Origin of the sequence: Sulfitobacter indolifex (assembly GCF_022788655.1) — a bacterium.
Taxonomy (GTDB): Bacteria; Pseudomonadota; Alphaproteobacteria; order Rhodobacterales; family Rhodobacteraceae; genus Sulfitobacter; species Sulfitobacter indolifex.
The window spans coordinates 2,151,706-2,172,614 of the sequence record NZ_CP084951.1; the positions used below are offsets into that span (position 1 = coordinate 2,151,706).

At 50.6% G+C, this 20,909-nt stretch carries 19 protein-coding genes; 10 read left to right on the forward strand and 9 right to left on the reverse strand.

Annotated features, from left to right (window positions below):
• Positions 1-233 precede the first annotated feature (233 nt).
• Complete coding sequence (locus DSM14862_RS10475; RefSeq protein ID WP_131541686.1) at positions 234-593, forward strand: hypothetical protein; 360 nt, start codon at positions 234-236, stop codon at positions 591-593.
• Between the two features lie 118 nt (positions 594-711).
• Positions 712-1,686, forward strand: a complete 975-nt coding sequence (locus DSM14862_RS10480) for a hypothetical protein (protein WP_131541687.1) — start codon at positions 712-714, stop codon at positions 1,684-1,686.
• A gap of 752 nt (positions 1,687-2,438) precedes the next feature.
• On the opposite strand, the gene DSM14862_RS10485 is transcribed toward DSM14862_RS10480, so the two are convergent.
• Together DSM14862_RS10485 and DSM14862_RS10490 are read right to left on the reverse strand one after the other, a co-directional pair.
• Complete coding sequence (locus DSM14862_RS10485; protein ID WP_007120249.1) at positions 2,439-3,203, reverse strand: hypothetical protein; 765 nt, start codon at positions 3,201-3,203, stop codon at positions 2,439-2,441.
• Between the two features lie 1,263 nt (positions 3,204-4,466).
• Complete coding sequence (locus DSM14862_RS10490; RefSeq protein ID WP_131541688.1) at positions 4,467-5,321, reverse strand: hypothetical protein; 855 nt, start codon at positions 5,319-5,321, stop codon at positions 4,467-4,469.
• A 315-nt stretch (positions 5,322-5,636) separates the two neighbouring features.
• Between DSM14862_RS10490 and DSM14862_RS10495 the strand changes: the two genes are divergently transcribed.
• Complete coding sequence (locus DSM14862_RS10495) at positions 5,637-5,954, forward strand: hypothetical protein (RefSeq protein WP_007120253.1); 318 nt, start codon at positions 5,637-5,639, stop codon at positions 5,952-5,954.
• A gap of 116 nt (positions 5,955-6,070) precedes the next feature.
• Here the strand turns inward: DSM14862_RS10495 and DSM14862_RS10500 are convergent, their stop codons facing one another.
• On the reverse strand, positions 6,071-6,823 hold the full coding sequence (locus DSM14862_RS10500; RefSeq protein ID WP_243254245.1) for a uracil-DNA glycosylase family protein: 753 nt from the start codon (positions 6,821-6,823) through the stop codon (positions 6,071-6,073).
• Between the two features lie 636 nt (positions 6,824-7,459).
• On the opposite strand from DSM14862_RS10500, the gene DSM14862_RS10505 reads away from it, so the two are divergent.
• The 4 genes from DSM14862_RS10505 (at position 7,460) to DSM14862_RS10520 (ending at position 10,886) form a co-directional block, all read left to right on the forward strand.
• Positions 7,460-8,113 carry a recombinase family protein gene (locus tag DSM14862_RS10505; protein ID WP_007120255.1) on the forward strand — a complete coding sequence of 218 codons (654 nt, stop codon included), beginning with the start codon at positions 7,460-7,462 and terminating at the stop codon, positions 8,111-8,113.
• Between the two features lie 270 nt (positions 8,114-8,383).
• Positions 8,384-8,656 (forward strand): hypothetical protein, encoded by a 273-nt coding sequence (locus tag DSM14862_RS10510; protein ID WP_040701347.1) that lies wholly within the window; start codon positions 8,384-8,386, stop codon positions 8,654-8,656.
• 126 nt (positions 8,657-8,782) lie between these two features.
• A complete protein-coding gene (locus tag DSM14862_RS10515) occupies positions 8,783-10,072 on the forward strand; it encodes an adenylate/guanylate cyclase domain-containing protein (protein ID WP_083804569.1) in 1,290 nt (429 codons plus the stop codon).
• Between the two features lie 409 nt (positions 10,073-10,481).
• Positions 10,482-10,886, forward strand: coding sequence for a Rap1a/Tai family immunity protein (locus tag DSM14862_RS10520; RefSeq protein ID WP_007120258.1), 405 nt, complete (start codon positions 10,482-10,484; stop codon positions 10,884-10,886).
• A gap of 455 nt (positions 10,887-11,341) precedes the next feature.
• Here DSM14862_RS10520 and DSM14862_RS10525 read toward each other — a convergent pair whose 3' ends face one another.
• The 3 genes from DSM14862_RS10525 to DSM14862_RS10535 all read right to left on the reverse strand — a co-directional run bounded on the left by DSM14862_RS10525 (position 11,342) and on the right by DSM14862_RS10535 (position 13,600).
• Positions 11,342-12,727: a DUF4214 domain-containing protein gene (locus DSM14862_RS10525; protein WP_083804570.1), complete on the reverse strand. Its 1,386-nt coding sequence runs from the start codon at positions 12,725-12,727 to the stop codon at positions 11,342-11,344.
• Between the two features lie 134 nt (positions 12,728-12,861).
• Positions 12,862-13,161, reverse strand: a complete 300-nt coding sequence (locus DSM14862_RS10530; protein ID WP_007120260.1) for a hypothetical protein — start codon at positions 13,159-13,161, stop codon at positions 12,862-12,864.
• 184 nt (positions 13,162-13,345) lie between these two features.
• Positions 13,346-13,600, reverse strand: coding sequence for a hypothetical protein (locus DSM14862_RS10535; RefSeq protein WP_007120261.1), 255 nt, complete (start codon positions 13,598-13,600; stop codon positions 13,346-13,348).
• Between the two features lie 412 nt (positions 13,601-14,012).
• Here DSM14862_RS10535 and DSM14862_RS10540 point away from each other — a divergent pair, with 412 nt between their 5' ends.
• The gene (locus tag DSM14862_RS10540) at positions 14,013-14,924 is read left to right on the forward strand and encodes a helix-turn-helix transcriptional regulator (protein ID WP_131541690.1); all 912 of its coding nucleotides are present in this window, start codon (positions 14,013-14,015) and stop codon (positions 14,922-14,924) included.
• Between the two features lie 110 nt (positions 14,925-15,034).
• Here DSM14862_RS10540 and DSM14862_RS10545 read toward each other — a convergent pair whose 3' ends face one another.
• Together DSM14862_RS10545 and DSM14862_RS10550 are read right to left on the reverse strand one after the other, a co-directional pair.
• A complete protein-coding gene (locus DSM14862_RS10545) occupies positions 15,035-15,343 on the reverse strand; it encodes a hypothetical protein (protein ID WP_131541691.1) in 309 nt (102 codons plus the stop codon).
• A 1,709-nt stretch (positions 15,344-17,052) separates the two neighbouring features.
• The gene (locus DSM14862_RS10550) at positions 17,053-17,637 is read right to left on the reverse strand and encodes a hypothetical protein (protein ID WP_007120264.1); all 585 of its coding nucleotides are present in this window, start codon (positions 17,635-17,637) and stop codon (positions 17,053-17,055) included.
• Between the two features lie 91 nt (positions 17,638-17,728).
• Between DSM14862_RS10550 and DSM14862_RS10555 the strand changes: the two genes are divergently transcribed.
• Both DSM14862_RS10555 and DSM14862_RS10560 read left to right on the forward strand, forming a co-directional pair.
• Positions 17,729-18,733, forward strand: coding sequence for a hypothetical protein (locus DSM14862_RS10555; protein ID WP_007120265.1), 1,005 nt, complete (start codon positions 17,729-17,731; stop codon positions 18,731-18,733).
• A gap of 77 nt (positions 18,734-18,810) precedes the next feature.
• The gene (locus DSM14862_RS10560) at positions 18,811-20,103 is read left to right on the forward strand and encodes an O-acetylhomoserine aminocarboxypropyltransferase/cysteine synthase family protein (protein WP_007120266.1); all 1,293 of its coding nucleotides are present in this window, start codon (positions 18,811-18,813) and stop codon (positions 20,101-20,103) included.
• Between the two features lie 48 nt (positions 20,104-20,151).
• Here the strand turns inward: DSM14862_RS10560 and DSM14862_RS10565 are convergent, their stop codons facing one another.
• Positions 20,152-20,853, reverse strand: coding sequence for an SIMPL domain-containing protein (locus DSM14862_RS10565; RefSeq protein WP_007120267.1), 702 nt, complete (start codon positions 20,851-20,853; stop codon positions 20,152-20,154).
• Positions 20,854-20,909 lie beyond the last annotated feature (56 nt).

Below are 20,909 nucleotides of genomic sequence, written 5' to 3' on the forward strand. Positions count from 1 at the left end.
CTTTGCTACACATTCAGGGCCCTCAATTTGCTTTGATGACCACTCTCAAGGGGTGCTTCGCTATGGTAACACAATCCTTGTCGCAACATTCTTGCCTATAGTTCGATCTACTTTTTCTTCCGAAGGAAACCATGCGCCTAGTTATCCTGTCCCTCATGTCTGTATTGCTAGCTACGAGTGCGACTACCGCGTGCAACATCGTGAACGGCAGAGCCCACGGGGACTGTGCTGGCGTGACCGTGAACATCGGGCGTACAGCATATCAAGTGGTCAACTCGTTTAGTCTGCTGTCAGGCGTTTCGGAAGGTGCTCAGGTGCTCTCGGGTGGGTCGCTTAGGGTTTCCGGCCTAGCCGACCACGTGGTCGTCGAACGAGGCGGCACCGCTTACGTTTCCGGTATCGTGAAAAGATTGGAGGTGAGTGGCGCCGCGAACATATCTGGACAGGTAACTTCCATCTTCTTACGCGACGGCGGACGAGTTGCAATTGAAGGCATTGTCGGCGATATTTTAGGCGACGGGACAGCAGTGCTAGAAGCAGGATCGGTGATCGGGGGCCACCTGACCGAAGTTACGCAGGAAGTCGCTTACTGACTTTTCATTGAATTCCGTCCAACGCCCGCATTGACCGCTATCGCTAAGAAGCCCGCATCGAATGCAAAGGGGCTACAACGAGGGAAGGAAAAACTGTTGTGTGGGAAGGCGTGACAGTATGTCCACGATGATCGAAACTGGTTTTTTAGTCGATCCATCCGCTGGAGCACTGCAAAGCGATGATTTGCTTTGCCGATATGTCCCGTCAAACAGGTTTATAGACCTTATCAAATCGTCGTCAATTTGGTACTCAAGAATAGATAATTGGAAGATTGATGATCCCCTCGAAGGCATTTTAATACCGTCATTTTCGGAAGCTTTGGCGGAGCCGCACGAGTCTGATGCCACTAAGTCCTTTCTGACGGCGCGAACCGAACTCTATCTCCGATCCTCATTTGCCTGTTGTTTTATGGAGTATAGTGGAAAAGATGAACAGCACATGTGGGACACTTTTTGCCCTGATGGCTCAGGTGCGATGTTCGTCGTTCGCGCTCAAGCTGTTGCGTCCGCAATGCAACAAACCACATGCACAAAATTCTTCCGGAAAGTTGAATACATTGCTGCTGAAGACAGAGAAGGGCTGAAGATTGAGCAGATAGACCACGCAATGAGCACCACAAGCTCTGGATATCTACACCCGGGCATGTCGTATTTTCTTAAGGATGATCGGTTCCGAGCGGAACGTGAGGTCCGATCAGTACTGTCGCCAGGTACTTTTGATCGATCTCTCCTATATTGGTTTTTTGGTCGCAATAAACTCGTGCTCGAGCGGCACACTGAAGTTCCAGATATGAATAACATTCCGGAAGGCGAACTTTGGTTGTGTTATGAGGGCGATGGAGTGTTCGACCTGTTCAAGCTTTCAGAAGAGAAAACAAGAGAACTGACAGAAGCCATTACAACTAACTTTCACCAAACGTTCCCGACTCTAGTGGCTGAGCCAGGAATTAAGGTGCCATTTCATCTTGAAACGATTGAAAAGATAGTGCTCAGCCCGGACTTGCAAGATTCCAATGTGCGCGACTCAGAATTGTGGAAATGCATTCGCGATGCGGGTCTTTCTAGTCGGGCCAAGATAGGATTTCATGAATGACAGCAGACGTTTCCACCCGAGCGACAGGTTTGGCTAGAGCTGCTAATTTGGCTCGAGACAGATTGTAGGTTGGCGGTGGAGCCGCCTGGTTGTGATCAGGAAGTTTAGAATATTACCTTGTTTCATCGTTGTCGCCGCTTGCGCATCCATAGCCCACACTGTTGCCCAACGCAGTGAAAGTCCGGTTCCCGCCCTTTGAACGGGGTCTCCGTAGTCGCAGGAGAAAACAAAATACCGCAGCGAACGGCAGCAAAGTCACGCAGTGCGAACCCTGGCGTGTTGGGCCGCGAAGGTCCGGAGTGAGCCCAAACTGACCGCGTGAGGGGCGGAGTTCTTCGCAGTTGCGGCATAAGCTGGGCCCGCAAGAGCGGCCCAAAGCCGACTTCCAACAGTAATCTTGGATGCTGCGGTGCGGCCCGTTGAAGGAGACATTCGTGCATCACGCAGCATTTTGTCTGCCAAGAAGTAGATCAGCGGACTATGTTGTCGTCTGATCGCAGCAGGCCAATGACAACTGTCAGATGGCGCGTAGACAAGCGCGTTCGTTTTCTTCGGAGATAGACCATACGGGGTTAGCAAAAAGCATAGAAAGTGCCTCTAAGCATCGGGGATCCCTCTACCGTCACTTACTCAGAACAGGTTAATGAACACCTGACTGGACGTCGCCATGTTGGAGGCGCAGCAAAAGCTTCATTCCAGCTTTAATGTCTGGTCAGGTCGACAGTCGGTCAAAACGATCGACCCTCAGCGCGCTAATTCTTCCGTTTCCCCCCAAATCCCTCTCTCAGTATGTTCGAACCGGCGATCATACCGACTTCGGCAGCTGAAAGTCCGCAGGGTGGAATCGGCTCCGTTCCAAGTGGGCCAAACATATCCGCCTGTCCGCCTCTGAAACCGCCACGCAGAGTCCTTTGAAGAAATATGCCGTTCATACCCTTTGAAGCATTGTCCAGTTCGGTGCGGTAACGAGGTTTAGATCGAGAAGCAGTGGTCATTTTGGCAAAGTATTTCAGGTAGGCACCATAACACGACGCCGCCTGCAAATCGTGGCCTTTGTCTGCATAGAAACGTCCTATCGGCACAAGATAAGCAATCGCATAGTCAGCATTGAAGTGAATATCGGGCACTGGCTTACCTATTTCCGCTATAGCCTTGGCACAAATGCCGTCAATAGCACCCATAAAGATCAGGCCATCTGTATCCTCGATCATGCTAATGCACAGGAAAGATGCCGCTTCGCTATGGCCGTCTTCGACCGCCTTCAAAAGCAGCTCAAAACCCTCGGCTTTCAGATCCTCGTCCTTATCTTTGACACCGTAAAGGTAGCGCAAGCCTCCAAGGGCGAATTCAGCATCTGTTACACCCTCAGCGACCAATGGCTTCAGCAGAACAACGGCACCATTTCTGTCTCCGGATTTCCACTTTAGTCGGGCCTCTTCAAGCGGCCCTGCACAAGTGCCTCCTGCCACAATGGCAAGAATTGCTGCCGTCGAAAACCCGAGCAAAAATCGTCTCATAAAGCAACTCCTGTCTCTTGAAAACGCTCTCGAATAATGGGCAGATCAAAGTTGACGCAAAATATCAATTTGTGTCAATGATCATGAACGATAATCAAGGCCCACGACTCGACGGCTCAGAACTCGTTGTTTGTCACCTTCTTGTGCATAAACACTTGGCCTAACCTCGTCAGACATTGTCACGATATTGGCCGCGTTTGCGGAAGCAACCGTTGGCGGATCGTGCAGCATCCAGCACATTGGGCTCGGAGCTACCTTCCGCACCGCAGAAAGAATCTTCGAACCGTTACCATTTGAGTGTCGGCGGTTGCCGTTGACCCAATCTTATCGCGCAGGTGAAGCGAATGCACACTTTCCGCCCTTCCTTCCAAAGGCCCTCGCAATCGCAGCGCAAACTGAGCGGTCGCAGCGAACGGCAGGAAAGTCCCGCATAGGTGACCCTCGGACCACCCTACAAGCAATTGGGGGGGCACATTGCCAGACAGGGTGCCCCATATCAGGTGCAGAAAACCAGCTTTGCGATGGAAGGGCTGCTCTACTTAATATTGGACAGAGCCATGCATGGGCATCTTCATTCTAAATGGGATCATCCCCAGGATGTAACGAGGGGTGAAATGACGAAGTTACCCTTCATGAGCTAATGGTAGGACTTTTATGAGTAATGATTCTTGTTCCAAAAGGCTCAAAAATGTTTATTCTTCATAACCATGAAGTCCCGAAGGGATGAATGCCCGGAGGGCTCATAAGAACCTTAAATATTCTTGTTCTGACAAATTATCCTTTTAACACTCGTTGCACTCGTGAGCTAGTGAGCTAGTGAAGTACCAACAAGGATGATCTTTGATTTATCAAACATGTGAGCGTAGCGAGCATGTCTTTTTAAAATATCATGATCATAGAGTATCCTATAAGGCTACAATCTTTTTGAGGGTCATTCGTTACACTCATGACATCCTACCGGATGTCTTTTTAAGGATTATCCTTTATAGAAGCTTCTAACATCTGACATATCTTACAGGTTCAACATTTTTCTCTTCAAATCTCTGGTGTTTGCTGCGTAGCAGCCTATAAACAAATCTAATAATTCTAAAATCAATCAATATTCATTTTTCCACAGCGTAGCTACTGCATTTTCCTATATAAGAAATAATGCACTGTTAGATTGGATGTGGCGGGCGAGACGTAATTTGAGAGGTTGGTATAGCTGTTCCAACTTAGCTGCTAAAGGATTGTCCGGGGTTCAAGGCTCATATGCCTATACTATCAAGGGACCGCCAACGAGTGCTTTTTCCACTCCCGCAGGGCATATACCATATAGGAGCAGTATCCACGGACATGAATAGGAATATAAGAGACTGACAGAGAATTACCAAGCATTACCAATCGCGTCTCGCGGGCCAGAATAACTTCGCCGCGTAAAGCCCTCTTGTATGGCTGTTGCTTTGACGAATAATAAGTCTGGGCAGGCTCATTCTGAGCGCCGTACACGGTGTCAACCTCGACTATATCTTTAACAAAATTATCGGCAGACATGCCTTTACCATGCTTGCCGGAGACCTCATTCATCGCAACTGTTCGATCATACTGTGACTGCATGTCATAGTGCATCCGTTCAATTCTTGAATCATACAGCCCATTATTAGCATGCTGATACCAGCCAGAAGCAATTATGTTATAGATCTTTTGAGACGGCAACTTCCGTAGGATTGTTTCAATCTTATCAATTGCTGAACCCCACTCATATGCATTCGATAGGGCTTTGTACGCTAAGGCACCGCCAGCAATGATAGCCTTGTTTATGTTGATAGCCATCATGTGGAAATCTCCGAAAAAGCTCGCATTGTCATAGCGAACCTCCCGGCGTGTCATTTCGGAGCTCTTCACGATAGGCGAAGTTTCGGGAGCCTCCACTGAAGACCGTTCGACAAAGCGTTTTCCGGAAAGAACAAATTCGACACCATCTTCGTTCAGGAAAACGGTGTTATCGTTCGAAGAACGCGTTAAGGGGGACTCTGTTTCGACAGCTTTGAAACGGCCTGGTCGGTCATACTGCCGCTTTGCCGTTGCGTAAGGGTTTCGCTTGCCATCACTTCTAGTTTCGTAAGGGAGATTTGCCATGATATGTAATTGTCCTAACTATCTATTTTTTCCTAATCTATTTATTTAGCATTTCGTGGATTTGGAGGTCCCAGAGTGCTAATGACGGTTGTGATATGCTTCCTATCGATCCTGCCGCTGGCTGCCGATATCCACTTGCAAGTGCCACCAAGCCTTACTGTTATTTAGTAAACCAAATTTCTATCTCTTCACAGAACACGCCGTATTTCGGGGATATGTTGCAATCAGTAATAAAATGTGATTGAATATTGGTAAATATTTTATCAAACGCGTCAAGGTTACGTCAGAAAGGAGCAAACCGAATAGGAACGGGCAATGCCAAAGAATAGCCAAGAAGAACTAGAAAAAAAATGGACTGAGAGCCTCGAAAAAATGGGCGCTCAGAATGTGCGCAGCAGAATGAGTTCCGGGGAGGTTGGAAGCAGTGATGGCGCTTCTGTCAGGTTTATGAAGATAGATGGAACAAGCAATCCCGCAACCCTTCCCTCTAGGCTTTTTGTGGAAAACTGGCTCTCAGAAAAAGAAAGCGCGTTATCAAAAAGATCTGAGATACAGAACCGCCTCCTATGGATTGCAGCTATTGCAGCTGTTCTAGGGGTTGGGGTTGGAGTTATGGCAATAGCACTAGATTAAGTACTCTCGTTCCTCCATTTGCATGTCCCGTTCAATCCGCCCCTCCCTATAAGGAACAGCCGCGGAGGTGGCTTGCAATAAAGGAGTTCAATAACGATGCTAGGTTCGCCTGCGGCTTAGCGGCTTTTAGCCTGCGTACAGATGTTGTCCCTTAGAGTGTCGCCCAGCTTAATATAACTGTGGTTAGTCACGCCATGCGATACTGGATGTGGCATCGCAAAAAACATTGTGCCTTCGCTTCGAGTATATAACGTTCGCGGGTTCTTTGGATGGGAAGACATCTTTCCTGCTACCTGCTCCCACTGGGCGCGATACCCTAGCCCATAAAACACTACCGCTTTGGGTTGGTGTTTGTTTATGAGTTCTTTAAGTCGTTCAACTCGTCGGGGAGCCACGCGCTTAAAATAATCTTTGCGTCGTTGCAGATATCCGAGATCAGTATGGTTCTTGACAAGCCATTTTTTTGTCGAGGGTGATGGGAGAGGCATAAGTTCGATCAAACAAGTTTGGACTGCTGGCTGATCAGAACGGCCTATTGAACTGATTTGAAATTGACGGGCATTGTCCACATCCGTCTGACAACCATTCGCAGCCAAGTAAGCCCGTATCAGTTTTGACCACGTTCGCTGAAGTCTGGCTCCGGGCAGAAAATGCTCAGGATAGCCGAGGTCGTCATGGTAAGTTGCCAGGTCTTCCAAGGGTTGCTCGCCGCGCAGCTGCCACGTCGATATCCTTTTAACGAAGTCGCGCTCACCACAAGCCTCTTCCATTCCTACCATCCAAATCGGGGCACTGAACACACCGTAACCCCAAAACTCTGACATGAACCGCTCAAGGTGGTGGTCCGAAACTTTTTCGGCATAGTTCAAAATGGGCACCTTCATATGCTTAAGTAGTTAAATAGCTTTTGGCTCATCATGCAGCTGGCTGCCTGTAGGTCAATAGCAGGACCGGTAGCGCTGGCTCAGAGCGATGACGGAGTACGCGCGTATTTGACTGTCCCTACGAGAGGGTCTAGCCGCATCTGTTGCCGCGAACGACGCTCCTAACCAGCATTCTCATGTTTTCCTATTTATTGCTAACCGAACCCACCCGCACTGGCCTATTAGCCCAATTGGACCCGGCTTTAGCGGCGCAAGAAGTTTCTAAGAAGCGGGTCGCTCAAGTCAAACGTTCAACTGCTGACGCTTGAGATGTCATGCCGCCCAATGTTCTGCAAGCCAAGTTCAGACGTATAAGTTGGGAAGCGTAACTCTTGTGAATTCAATGAGCGCCCCAAGAACGGCGCTCATGAATGTACAGTTCAGTTTGGCGCGACGGGCAAGGGAATTGCGCCACCTCAGACGAATGGAGGGGGTCTGAAGTAGCACCATAAGCCCAGGCTGTCCTAAAAGGTATACCCCGACGGACAGGGTCATTTGTGCCCCCTGCCCTGTCCGCAAACATTGGTTTACCTCAACGAACATGCTAGTATGAGGACATAACCCTAACGGACGATTCTGTATATGCATCAAACAATTCTCTACGCCCGAGTATCAACCACCGATCAAACCGCTGAACATCAACTGTCCCATGCAAAGAACGCGGGATTTAAGATTGACCGCGTCATTACTGATGACGGTATAAGCGGAGTTGCCATCCCCTTCCGCGACCGGCTTGAAGCTAGGCGACTGTTCGACATACTGCGGGCCGGCGACGTGCTGGTCGTTCGATGGGTGGACCGACTAGGCCGCAACTATGATGACGTTACTACGACGATACGTACCTTTATGCGAAAGGGAGTAATCATCCGGACTGTTATCAACAACTTTACATTTGATGGCTCTACGACAGACCCAGTTCAGAAGGCCGTTAGAGATGCGCTCATCGCCTTCATGGCAGCAACCGCACAGGCTCAGGCAGAAGCTACCAAAGAAGCCCAGAAAGCTGGCATCCTTCACGCGAAATTCGACAGCAGCAAGTATCGAGGGAAAAAGCCAAGCTTTGATCAGGCAACGTTCGAGCAGGTACAGAGGCTCCTAGAGCTGGGAAGCTGTTCTATCAGCAGCATTGCACGAGACTGCGGTCTTTCACGCCAGACCGTCTTGAGAATTAGGGATCATCCCGAAAACGCACAGAAAGCGCTTAACAGGTGGTCTGTCAGCAAACCCCAAATTTAGGCCTCGAAAGTCATCTAGGAAGTTCAACGCATTGGCCTCAGCCCTCAAGCTGGCCAAACATCTGTCGAATGTACAGAAAGGCTATAGAAAGTTCTGCTCTTTCAGCCGGAGGGACATACGCTCTTCTTTTAGCGTGGAAGTTAGTTATGCGGACTCTGCTGCCGTTTGATGCAGGCCCTCAACCCAAGATGTCTGGCCATAATTTGTAGATTTGATAAGGTGACGTTACAGAAAATCTCGGATTTGGAGCCCACTTTGAATGAAAACGTGATGATTGCCCCAGAGGCCCTTGAAAGTTTTATCTCGAAATTCTGGGGGTATGGAACTTTTGAAGCACCTATCTGGCTGGTTGGAATGGAAGAGGCTTGCGGAGAAAATGACGTACCAAAGCGAATTTCCGCATGGCAACGGCGCGGTGAGAGGCCGCTTGAAGATGAACCTCGTTCGATCTCGGATAAATGGCCCAACCAATTGACGGCTCTTGCCGCCCAGTTCTCATTTGCCCAATGCAGATTTACCGCATTTAATCAGATGCCATCTTAGGGCTAGCCAAAACAGCCCTAAGTTTAATCGGCTGATCTGAGGCACGTCTACGCAGAGAGAAAAATCTGGCCAGCGATCAATTGCCGTGCTTTGATCTTGTTGCAGCCAAAACCCACGCGGGGCACAATGAAGCCTTCTCCTGTTACAAAGTACCTTTCGAGTGTTTTCAGCGATGCCCTGACATCTGCAAAAAGCGATCGTGAGTTCTTCTATTCTGTCCAATTGCAATTTTCAAGAATCTCAGCGATACCTACTGGATTGATGTTTCTCGTTTTTCTAATTTGGGACTATAGCTTGGTTCCGCACTTAGCGGAATACTTCATACCTCTTCGTTTCGTATATTTCTTCGTTACTGTAATAGGCTTTTTTATCTTTTTGCATATCAAACCCAGTTTCCTGGTTGGGCACTTTTTGACCGTCCCAGTGGGCATGCTGTCAGTGGCTATTACCGAGTACTTGGTTAGCATTTACGGACTGAGCACTTATTCGGCTGTAACTGGGCCCGTACTGATCATTTTTGTTGGTACAACACTATTTTTGCTTACGCCGTTACAAACACTCATGCTGACTTTCGGCGTATTCGGACTAAGGTTGGGCAACTTAGTATACCTAGATGCAGAGTTCATCACCTTTTTCACAAGTGTATATTATATTGGGCTCTCCGGCTTTACGGCTCTGTTTTTCTCCGTCTTAGCGCAACACTTGATGAGTGAAGTTTACAGGAGCAAGATTGCCCAGGTTGAGCAAATCAGGGGAACTGAGGCACTACTCCTGAGGATCTTGCCCGAACATGTACTCGAAGAGTTTCGTAAAAGCGGCGAGCACGTTGCTGCTGGACGAACTGACGCTTCAGTTTTTTTCGCGGACTTGGTTGGTTTCACTAATCTAACAGAAAAAGTTTCGCCGGGTCATCTGATTGAGCTTATCAGTGAACTATTTGGACAAATAGACAGGGATGCGAAGAGGCTAGGAATTACCCGAGTTAAGACAATCGGAGACTCTTATATGGCGGCATCCGGTTTGACCGGTGAGGGTATTGCAGAGATCATCAAAATGCTCAAGTTTGCAACTTGTGTGCGCGATACCGTTGCTTCGTTTTCAGCTTCACATGGATTAGAGCTAGGTGTCCGTATCGGAGTAGCTACGGGCAGCGCGGTGACTGGTGTTCTTAGCAGTGAGTATCTTACTTTTGATGTTTGGGGGGATACGGTTAACTTGGCAAGTAGGTTAGAATCCAGCTGCCCTGTAGGCCGGATTCAGATATCTGAAGCAACGTTTTGGAGGATTAGGTCAGACTTTCGTCTAGACGCGCTCCAAAGCGTCGAACTAAAGAGTTTTGGTGAAAGACAGACATACGTCTTCGAAGACGACTTCTATGTTCCAGAAAGCGTGCTTGAAAAGTATGGTGTCAACTAGCGGTTTCTACATCTTTTCTATCGCAGTACCGGCATTGAGTAGCAGGCTCTGATGCAAGCACCTTCCCCATGCGTTTAAGGACAAGGTCTGCAATGGGCCGTTCATGTCAGGATGGTTTTGCTGCACACGCAAAATGCTGCGGGACGGCATTTGGTAAAGAGGGCTCGGACCCGACCTTCGCTGCGGTCTGAACCACAAACCGCAATGCGGGCAAAGCGACTATTCCTAATGTCGTCGAACACCAGCGCTATTTAGTGGATGCTGACGCAGGGCGAAATTAAAACTAGAAATCCTTGGCAGAGTGCACTGGTCGAGCAAGAAAACAAACACTACCCGGAAAACTGGCTTGTTTCTCGCACTGCTGCGACCCTACATTCTCTCAGCAGACTAGCCATGCAAGGATTTTCGGATGAAACCAGTTAGAAAGAGCACTTCTATCCTTTGTGCTGCCCTCGTAATAGTCGCCTTCTCTCCGGATCGCGGTGCCGCAGAGGTGGGGTATAAAACGATTGGCGATTTGAGGGAAAATTGCCAGTTTGTAAGCCAAAAATGGGAAGAACTAGACAAACAAGAAATGATACAGTTCACCGACTGTGCTAGTTTCCTGAAAGGTGTATCTGAATTGATGATGACAATGTGTCGGTCTAATGAAGTTACTGTTCCGCCAATGCTTAAGGCTGACCCAAACCACACCATGAGAGCGATCGCTCAGGGTTTCCTTAATTGGGCTGATGAGAATCCTAGAAGATGGTCCGATCCGCGCCAATCTGGAGTATACGAAGCAATAAGTTCGCAATTTCCATGCGAGAATTAATTAGACTTCGATCTGAAGAATTCATCTGTTGAGCGTCTCGATTGGACTCAATCCAGCCATGATCCTCAGAGAGTTCCGGGCGGAGCGGACAAAGGATGCATTCGATGTGTTTGACCCAATGTAGGATTCGGTCTCGCCAACGCTGATAAAAGCCGCCTCCGATCAATATTTCTCCAACGTCACGTCCGTCGGGTAAGCTGCCTCTCACGCCAAACCGTTTTGCGCATTAGAGATGACCCTGGAAATGCACGGAATGCGCTAAACAGGTGGTCGGCGACTAACTAGCCCGTCAAAAAGTCTATGCAGCGTGCTCGGAACTGAGAAGAAGGTTGCCACGTTTCTTAACCCCTATCCGTGGCTAGTAAAGCCAACCGTGCCTTAAACAACTGAAGACATATCACTAGGAATGAACCAGCTCCCGGGAGCAGCGTACAATTTAGCGCCTATTTGGCTGGTTATATCCAACTCTCGAACGGATCACTAACCACTCCCACCAAACTAAAGAGGAAATCCCCGTCAGAACTGGAGATCGCATCTGCATAATGGCTGTCAATTTCTAACTTTGCCCCGGCAAGGTTCGAGGTCGCCTGATTGCCGAAAACACTCATAACCTCTTGCGCGTCGCTTACGTCCGACATCCCTTTGATCGCTGAAAAGTAGACCCCAAGGTCCGTCTTACTCGAAAGATAGGAAATATCTGCTCCTTGGGCACCGCCGATAATGTTTAGAACGAAGCTCTCCGGTGGGATACTTCCGCCATTCAGAGCTGTGGTCCAAAACTCTAGTCCGGCTGCGTCGGGTACACGCCCCAGGACGTTCGTATAGACAGAGTTTACAAAAGCGAACGTATCTGCTGGGTCAGGATACAACGCTTTTGCTTCAGCGGATTGTGAAAAATAGCCAGCAATCGTAGACACATCCATGCCTTCTGCTAATTTATCGGCCCAAAAATATAGACCTTCAGCGTCCGCTGCCCGATTGAAATAGGCAACGTATATTTCAGTGAGAGTGATAAACTCGGCCTCGCTAAGCGCTGCAAGGCTTGCGAACTGGCCAAGGTCAAAAGTTCTGTCCGAAAATACTATTTGCTCTATACCGGTGAGAGTATCTACCCCTTCGGCTCCAACACGGTCGCTGACCGTTACGTCACCAGTTTTAGAGAACCTGATAGTGAACGAGCTAGCATTCCCCAGGAATATCGCCGCGTCTTCGCCCAAACCGCCATTCAGGAAATCGTCTCCTGCACCGCCTTCAAGATTGTCGTCGCCGCCGGCCCCTAGCAGGGTGTCATTCCCATATCGCCCATCAATGTGGTCATCGCCCTCAACGCCTTCTAAACGGTCATCACCGGCAGTTCCGATCAGATCAACGTCTGCCCCATTATCAGGTATGACGTCGCCCTCTGTCGCAACACCATTTATAGTATCTGCACTCGCCAGAATATCTGAGTAGCCAAAAATACTTTGGCTAATAAATTCCTCAACGGAAGGTCGATCAGGACCATCGAATTCAATAATCAACCATGGCGAGGGCGTGTTTCCCGTGGCCCAATCTACACGAAGCACTTCGTCGCTACGCGAAGGATTCCCGCCGCTCCCAAGGGAGGTATAGATGTGAAGCGTTGCGCTTCCTGAAGTAACGATACCTTTGTAATAAGCGGTATAACCTGCATAGGTACCGTCCAACACGAACAGCTTGCTGAGAGCCACATTTCCGGGACTGTCCGCTGGAAGTGTGAACGAAACGCTATTAGGGTCAATGAACGGTCGACCAGAATAGCTGCCTGGCCCCAAAGGGGGTCTACTATCTGTCGCATCGACCACGGTTACTTGGATAGTCATATAGCTCTCCGTATGGTTTACATTTCGAGGTCGGCGGAACGAACCGGAAGTACAGGTTCAAAAAATAAACAACAATTCCATAGAAGCGTTAGGATGGCCAAAACCTGCCATGGCATCTGAAGGCAAGAGCCGTGCTAACGAATTCGACAGCCTTTAGCCTGCGCTATCGCCCGTACTTGACCCGCTTTGAGCGCCTGGTTCGCAAACGGATTCATCTTTTGAAGAGGGTTCTGGCTTAGCTCTAAGTACCGAGCGCGAAGCTCTCTACAATTCATCCTTTGAGCATCCAAATTATTGTTGATTGCGCTTTCAGCCGCACTGTTTGTCGCGTATGCCATCGCACCGCTGGCGGCCATCGGAACTAAAGCAAGGCAACCCTGCGTCAAAGAAAGCGAACAAACGATCGCCGCGATTTTGAACTTTCTATATTTCATACTAACTCCAGTTCTTTTTTTTAATTCTGAATATGATTTGCAGACCTTTCCTAGCATCCTGAGATACGTGGGATTTCACTCAAGCAAAGGGCGAATTATTCCACACATAGGCCGTGTGCGCGTGATGTGTTTAGCATTTTAAAGAGCTTTTCTTGCTCTCAATTAGCAAAGAATCCTTACTCAATTAATTATCTCGGTTATTAATAATATTGACTTGAACAGGCTGCGCGGGACCGCCAGCAGCTGTGACAATCGCCCAAATCCAAGCCCCAATCATTAATGGGATGCCGATGATGCCACCAATACCCAAAGTCCCTAAGGTCAAAACCAGTCCAAACCCCCAAACGAAAATTTGACCGATACCTTGACCGGGCTTTCCAATTATGAACGACCCAACACCCGGCATACAAATGTTGGCTAAAATAGCAAAACTTTTCATATTTCCCCCCTATTATACGCGATCAATCTCATGTCATACTGCCTGCCGCCTACTAACTGGCCACTTGAAATGGTTCACCACGGAACCAAGTCGCGCCCCGCACTCTGGTAACGGACGTTGAGGCTTCGTCACTTCGCTTCGATTGAGCTTCAGTTTCGATGGCTTGCCAGCAGATCGGTTTGCAGAGCCGCGATTTCATTCATAGTTTTTTCCCTGCCCTCGCAGCCCTTCATCTGCGATTGAACGTCGGCTTTCCTCAGCTTGATCAATATAGCTACCCATCCCACCAAAGAACTGAACTGAAAATACGCCGCCTAGCGCCTTTAACCAAAACTTAACCAGCTGAGTACCTATTCTTAAAAATGAGAAAGTATGTTAGCTTCTTAGAAACTTGGCATGCTCAGAGGTCACAATGACATCAAAACTATCTGCTGCAATTCAGGCCGAACTCATTGTTGGAGGCGTAACACAGAGTGCTTTGGCCCATAAACTTGGCGTAAGCTCAACCACTGTAAACCATTGGATCAAAGGTCGTAAGTTTCCTGATCGTGAGAGCCTTGCAGAGCTAAAGAGTGCATTCAATTGGACCAGAGATGACATCATTGAAATGGCTAGGGATTACATTTTAAACGACGGAGGTCTGAAAATATATCGCCTCGCACATACCGCGTTTGTAAAAAGTATGTTCGAGAACGATTATGAAGCGTTCCTGGACGCTCTTCTCGCATTAGACCGTGAGGAACTTAGAGTAGATGAACACCACATCGGAACATCAAATCAATGGGCAAAGATATTTGACCAAGGGTCGGACTTTTGGAGGGTCCTTGTCTATGACGACGAAGTAGTTGGCTATTGGCAAGCATCTGTAGTCCGGGAGGATGTTCTAGAAAGAATTATACGTGGGGAACTCTTGGACTCTGAGATAACATGCGAGATGCTTTGCCATCCAGTTCTACCAGGAAACTACTCTCTATATTTTTGCGTGCTACTTTTATCTAGGGAACATCGCTCTGCCAAAAACTTACAACGGCTATTGAAATCTTTCCTAGGGGTGCTGGAAGATTTCGCTCGATCCGGCATATTTTTTGATGATATTGGGACCGTTGCCGTTTCAAGAGAAGGGTCTCAATTGTGTGAAAGTCTAGGAATGGTGAAAATCCGAAATCTAGAACGCCGGACCGAACATGAGGTATTTGAAGTCTTCAGGGCACGTGGGAGTATTATTTCGACGCTTCGCATCCCAAATTCTCTTGGAGGAAAAGATCTTACTGATCTTTATCGCGAACATTTCACACCAGAGCAGAAGACTGGAGATTGTCGCTAAGTTCTGACTGACGCAGGTATTGGCTTCTGGAGTTTATCGAATAAGTTTAGCTCTGATCCTTTCCCGCGGATAAGAACGAAACAGATCAACTATCTAGCTTCAATGCGTCGTCACTCATACCCAAAAGCTTCCATCATCCGTTGCTCAGCGTACACGAAGGCAGCTTCTACCCGGCTACCCGGAGCGTCTGGAAACTTTTCCATGATGCGCCCCCTTAACTCGCTTTTAGTATTTTTGGTTTCGTTAAAGACGAGATACTGGTAAACGCAGATAGCATAGTACTCGATTTCGGTTTGGTCCTCAGACCAGGGTACTGACCTTCTTTCTCGAAACCGTTGGTCTTGCTCGGCATGGTTTCTGGGCATGGGTAAGCAGCGTTCCAACCAAGCTCGAAGTTTCCTTTCTTCGTCTTCCGTCATATCCTAAACCTCACTCAAGCGCTTGCGGACCGCTTCAGCTGCATCAGATTCCAGAAATATCCACAGAGTATTTCCGCCCCTGTCTCCGCCCATGTCACCCCATCGTTCACTACGGACGATGTAGTGGAAGAGCGCTCTAAGCTGTCTCAAGGTCAGCTGCTTGCCGAATGACGAAGTATCTAGAACTTGTTGAAAGATGGTATGGCCTTCCTCTGCATCCAAGTCATTGCAGACAAATCCGCACACGTATCCTGCTAAAAGGAAGAGCTTCCATTCTGTCCAATCCACGGGTCGTCCCCGACCATCTAATGTTCGGCACTTCTCAATCAGACACTGCAAAGCCCAGCGCATAAGCCTTACTTGGTCCGCGCTTACCGGATCGAAAATACTCGCAGAGTAACCAACTGGCTCGATATCTAGATCGGTAGAAAGATAATCATTTCGAGTTACCATATTTTCCATCCCTCGATTGATCATGCTTCACCATTAGGTGGACCAACATCGAGCTCTTTAGAGCTACAAGAAGAGTGACTGCCATCAGTTTTGGAAAAACACCTTCGGTGTTTGCTATGCTTCGCATGCAATTAATTTAAATTGATTTTTTGGATTCCGCATTTATAAGGATATTCTGAAAAATTTTCTAGGATTCTAAAGATTTTTTTGATATTTGGAATTTTTTAAATTTTTTAAAATATCTTCAATGGCGTTTAGACACACTTCACCTTCCGCAGGTGAAGTGTGTCTCGTCTTCAATGGACGTCCCAGTACACATTTGATCAGAGAAACCTGTATTTCAACAGGAAGGGCGGTTGTCCGGTCTCCTTTTACTCTCCACTTAGTCCAACGGTAGCTTCCGAGTGCCGATCAAATGACAGTACGGAGGCCCGGAGGTTGCAGTGTCGCAGCGCCTCCATCATGCAAAATAATTTTTATTCAGCGGGTCTTGCTTTGCTGATTAGTTAAGATTCAGCCCGCAACCTATCTAGTCTGCTTGGCCAAAAATTTCGGGTTTTAACTGCGCTCCGCCCTAGGTTCTCAATCAAGTTAACCAGTGACTCCTCAGATACCGCCCTAATATGACCGCCTGAAACACTGAGAGTTTTCAGCCGTTACCCCTATTTAGTCCGGCAAATTCTCATTCTTCCCGATTTCCGGAAAAAATTGCTTATCTTCAGAAAAAATGCATCAAGTGGTGCATTTATGCAACACTTGATATCCTCTAGTTAAAATTGGCTCTCAACCTACCACGCTGTCGACCAGAGCCCGCATAGGTGAAATTGCACCACAAACTCGATTCGGCATCCCTGACCCATAACGCCATTTGCACCGAGCGCTTGCGATAGTGATCAAAATTCGCTCAACAAGGTTTTCAAAATCGATACAAAATTGCAGGAATTCGATACAATTCAGCTCTAACGGCCTTAAGGTAAAATCATAAGCCACTGAATAATAGATGTGAATAAGTTTGTGGCATTGCCTACCCGGTTCGATTCCAGGGTCGCCCACCACTTTCTCCTCCCCCATCAGATATCGAGACCATCCAAGTCCTTCGCAACGGGTGGACAATCGATCCCCCGGATCGATCCTGCACGCTACGGCCATGTAGTAGGGCTCGCGTCCAGCTCCCCAGCGACGCACGTTTGGTTCGACTCCACATGTGCCACCACTCCCCCCCTCCGATGAACACCGTTTAACGACCCCGCCCCACCTCACGGGATCAGCACGTCACCCCGAGTGAAGCCCGCGGTGTCCATGCTCAAATCATCATAAACCAGCTGCACCCGGACCGATTGGACCGCGCCGCGCTCGAAGGTCAGAAACGGCTGCGGATCCTCATCGAGAATCGCATTCGGAGCGGCATGTGTTTCGTGGCAGGGCTGCAAAGGCCAATCTTGGAGCGGCGCGTTGTTCACCCCGATGGCCATGGCGGCCAGCCCGCAACGCCAGCTCCACAAATGCGTGACATAGACGTAGTCCTTGCCATCATAGTCCCGGACAGCGATCCAACTGCCCCGCGTCGCGTTCAAGATCGGTTTGACCTCGGCTGCCGTGGTGAACCTGCCTGTGGGGGTCTGATCCTCGGCCACCAACCCTGCGGGCACGACCTCCATGATAAATGCGCGCTTGGGCGTATCTGGCGAGGCGGGGGCGGATGGGCTGGCGAGGGCTGCGGGCGATGCAGGCCTTGCTGGTGCGTCTACCTTCGATGGCACATCGGGGCGTCCGACCCCGTCCGCAGGCGCGCCTCCCCCACCCATGGTGATCGCAACGACTGTAAAAACAAACTCAAACATCGCAAACTCTCCGAAGGCCGCTCAATTTGCTGCCTTTTGTCGATGGGTACTTGCCCCTATACTATCCAAAACCCAGAGGCCGCGCCGAAGTATGACACGCAACTCGCGTATCCCGCAAATTTTCAACGTTGTCATCGTGGCCCAGCACGGGCGTCTGGCCTATGAGGCGCTGCTTTTCGCCGCCTCGCTCCGGCATTCATGCCCCGATTTCAGCGGCCGCCTGCTTATCGCAGAGCCACAGCCCGGCCCTCTATGGGAACAAGACCCACGCATCAGTGACGACGGCCTGCGCGACGCGCTGACAGGCCTCGGGGCGGAGTTTGTCCCCTTTGAAAGTCGACACTTTGGCAGCGCCTACCCCTACGGCAACAAGATTGAGTTGCTCAGCGCACTGCCGGAGGGCGAACCTTTTGTTTTCTTTGACACGGACACTTTGATCACAGGTGATCTCACGGCTGTGCCTTTCGACTTTGATCGCCCCTCTGCCTCCCTTCGGCGTGAAGGGACATGGCCACAACCACAGCTATACGGGCCGGGTTATACAGGGCTGTGGAAATCGCTTTATGACAAATTCGACCTCGACTTCGCCAGCAGCCTCGATCTCAACCAGCCGGATGAATATTGGCGGCGTTATCTCTATTTTAACGCCGGGTTCTTTTACTACCGCTGCCCGCGCGAATTTGGAGACCTCTTTCTGCGCTACGCGCTTGCGGTGCGCGACGATCCCCCGGTTGAGCTCTGCGCGCAGAGCTTTGATCCATGGCTCGACCAGATCGTGCTGCCGCTGGTGATCCATGCCCTTGGCGGCGGGCGCGACGCGCTGCCCTCTGGCCTGCTAGATGGCACCGTGTCCTGCCACTACCGTTTCTTGCCGCTGCTCTATGCCGGCGAAAGCGACCATGCCATCCAGGTGCTAGAGGCGATCACCAGCCTCAATAGAATGAAAAAGCTGCTGAAAGAACGCGATGCGATTAAGCGGATGGTGTACCAAGGGCGCGGCGCCAAGGTGCGCGCGCTCTTTGATCAAGACAACCTGCCCCGGCGCGAACAGGCGATCCGCAACCGGATCAAATCCAACGGCTTCTGGATGCGCTGAGCGAACTGTCCCCCGTTGTCTGGATGGATCTTTGCGCCTAGGCTGCGCGAAATCCATTTTTCTGAGAGGACAGACCGATGGCCGATAGCCCCAATCATCATTTTGACACGTTGCAAATTCACGCCGGTGCCCACCCTGACCCGGCCACCGGCGCACGGCAGACGCCAATTTACCAAACCACGGCCTATGTCTTTCGTGATGCCGATCACGCGGCGGCGCTCTTCAACCTGCAAGAGGTCGGCTATATCTATTCGCGCCTGACCAACCCGACGGTCGCGGTGCTGCAAGAGCGGATCGCCACGCTTGAAGGCGGCGTCGGCGCGGTTTGCTGTTCTTCGGGCCATGCGGCCCAGATCATGGCGCTTTTCCCGTTGATGGGGCCGGGCAAAAATATCGTCGCTTCCACGCGTCTTTATGGCGGCACGGTCACGCAGTTCAGCCATACGATCAAACGTTTCGGCTGGTCGTGCAAATTCGTCGATTTCGATGATCCGCAGGCCGTGGCCGATGCGATTGACGACGACACCCGCGCGGTCTTTGGCGAGGCCATCGCCAACCCGGGCGGCTATATCATGGACGTGCGCGCCATTGCCGATGTGGCTGATGCGGCGGGCATTCCGCTGATCATCGACAACACCAGCGCCACGCCGTACCTCTGCCGCCCGATTGAGCATGGGGCCACGCTGGTCGTACATTCCACCACCAAATACCTCACCGGGAACGGCACCGTCATGGGCGGCTGTGTGGTGGATTCGGGCAAGTTCGACTGGTCCGCGAATGACAAATTCCCCTCGCTCAGCCAGCCTGAGGAGGCCTACCACGGGATGAAGTTCCACGAGACCTTCGGCGCGATGGCCTTCACCTTCCACGGCATCGCCATTGGGTTGCGCGATCTGGGCATGACGATGAACCCACAAGCGGCGCATTACACGCTGATGGGGATCGAAACCCTGTCGCTGCGGATGGACCGCCATGTGGAGAATGCGGTGAAGGTGGCCGAATGGCTCGAACAGGACGACCGCGTCGACTACGTCACCTACGCCGGGTTGAAATCCTCGCCCTATCACGACCGGATGCAAAAGGTCTGCCCAAAGGGCGCGGGCGGGCTTTTCACCTTTGCGGTCAAGGGCGGCTATGATGCCTGTGTGAAGCTGGTCAATAGCCTCGATATCTTTAGCCATGTGGCGAACTTGGGCGACACGCGCTCGCTCATCATCCACTCCGCCTCCACCACCCACCGCCAGCTTACGCAAGAGCAGCAGGAAGCGGCGGGTGCCGGGCCAGGTGTGGTGCGGATTTCTATCGGGACGGAAAATGCCGACGATCTGATTGCCGACTTGGATCAAGCGCTGGCCAAAGCCACGGCCTGATCCCACTCCCCGCCGGGATAACCGGCGGGGGTATTTGCGCGGCTTGGCTTATTGCCCCGGCGCAATCGCGAAGGTCATGGAGACCTCGGCCTGCACCTCAACCTCACCTTCGGCCACGGCGCTGTCCATCGCCATGCCCATGCGGGCGGCCTCGAACATCTTGGGCTGGGAATGCGAGTTTTCCGTCATGCGCAGCAGCGTGCCCAGCTTCACCCCCGCGGCCTCGGCCAACTGCCGGGCGCGTTCGGTGGCGTCAGTAACAGCGGCTTTGCGCGCCTCGGCGAGCGCGTCTTTGGGGTCTTGAAGACCAAAGTCCAAACCGTTGAAATCATTTGCGCCCTCGTCGATCACCGCATCCATCATCGCGCCAAGACGGTCCAGATCGCGCACCTTGACGGTCACAGAATTGCCCGCCTCATAGCCGGTGATGCGCGGCGGCGCGCCATCCTCAATAGGGCGACGATCATGCACCGGGCGCAGGTAGAAGCGGCTGGTCTGACGGTCTTTCGCCGCGATGCCCTGCGCGTCAAGCTGGGCGAGGATCGCAGCGACGGCTTCGGTCACCTTGTCCATAGCTGCCTTGGCGCTTGCAGCCTCTTCGGTCACGCCCAAGGTGATCGTTGCCATGTCGGGTGCAGCAGCGACGCTGCCTTGGCCGGTAACAATGATCCCCTGTTCTGGCCCCTGCTGCGCCGAGACCATGCCAGCCCCCGCCATCCACGCCAGTGCCACCCAATTCATCAGTCGCATGTTCGTTCCTTTCCGTGCATCAATGCCCCGCCAGTTGCCCACCGCAAGCCGCCGCT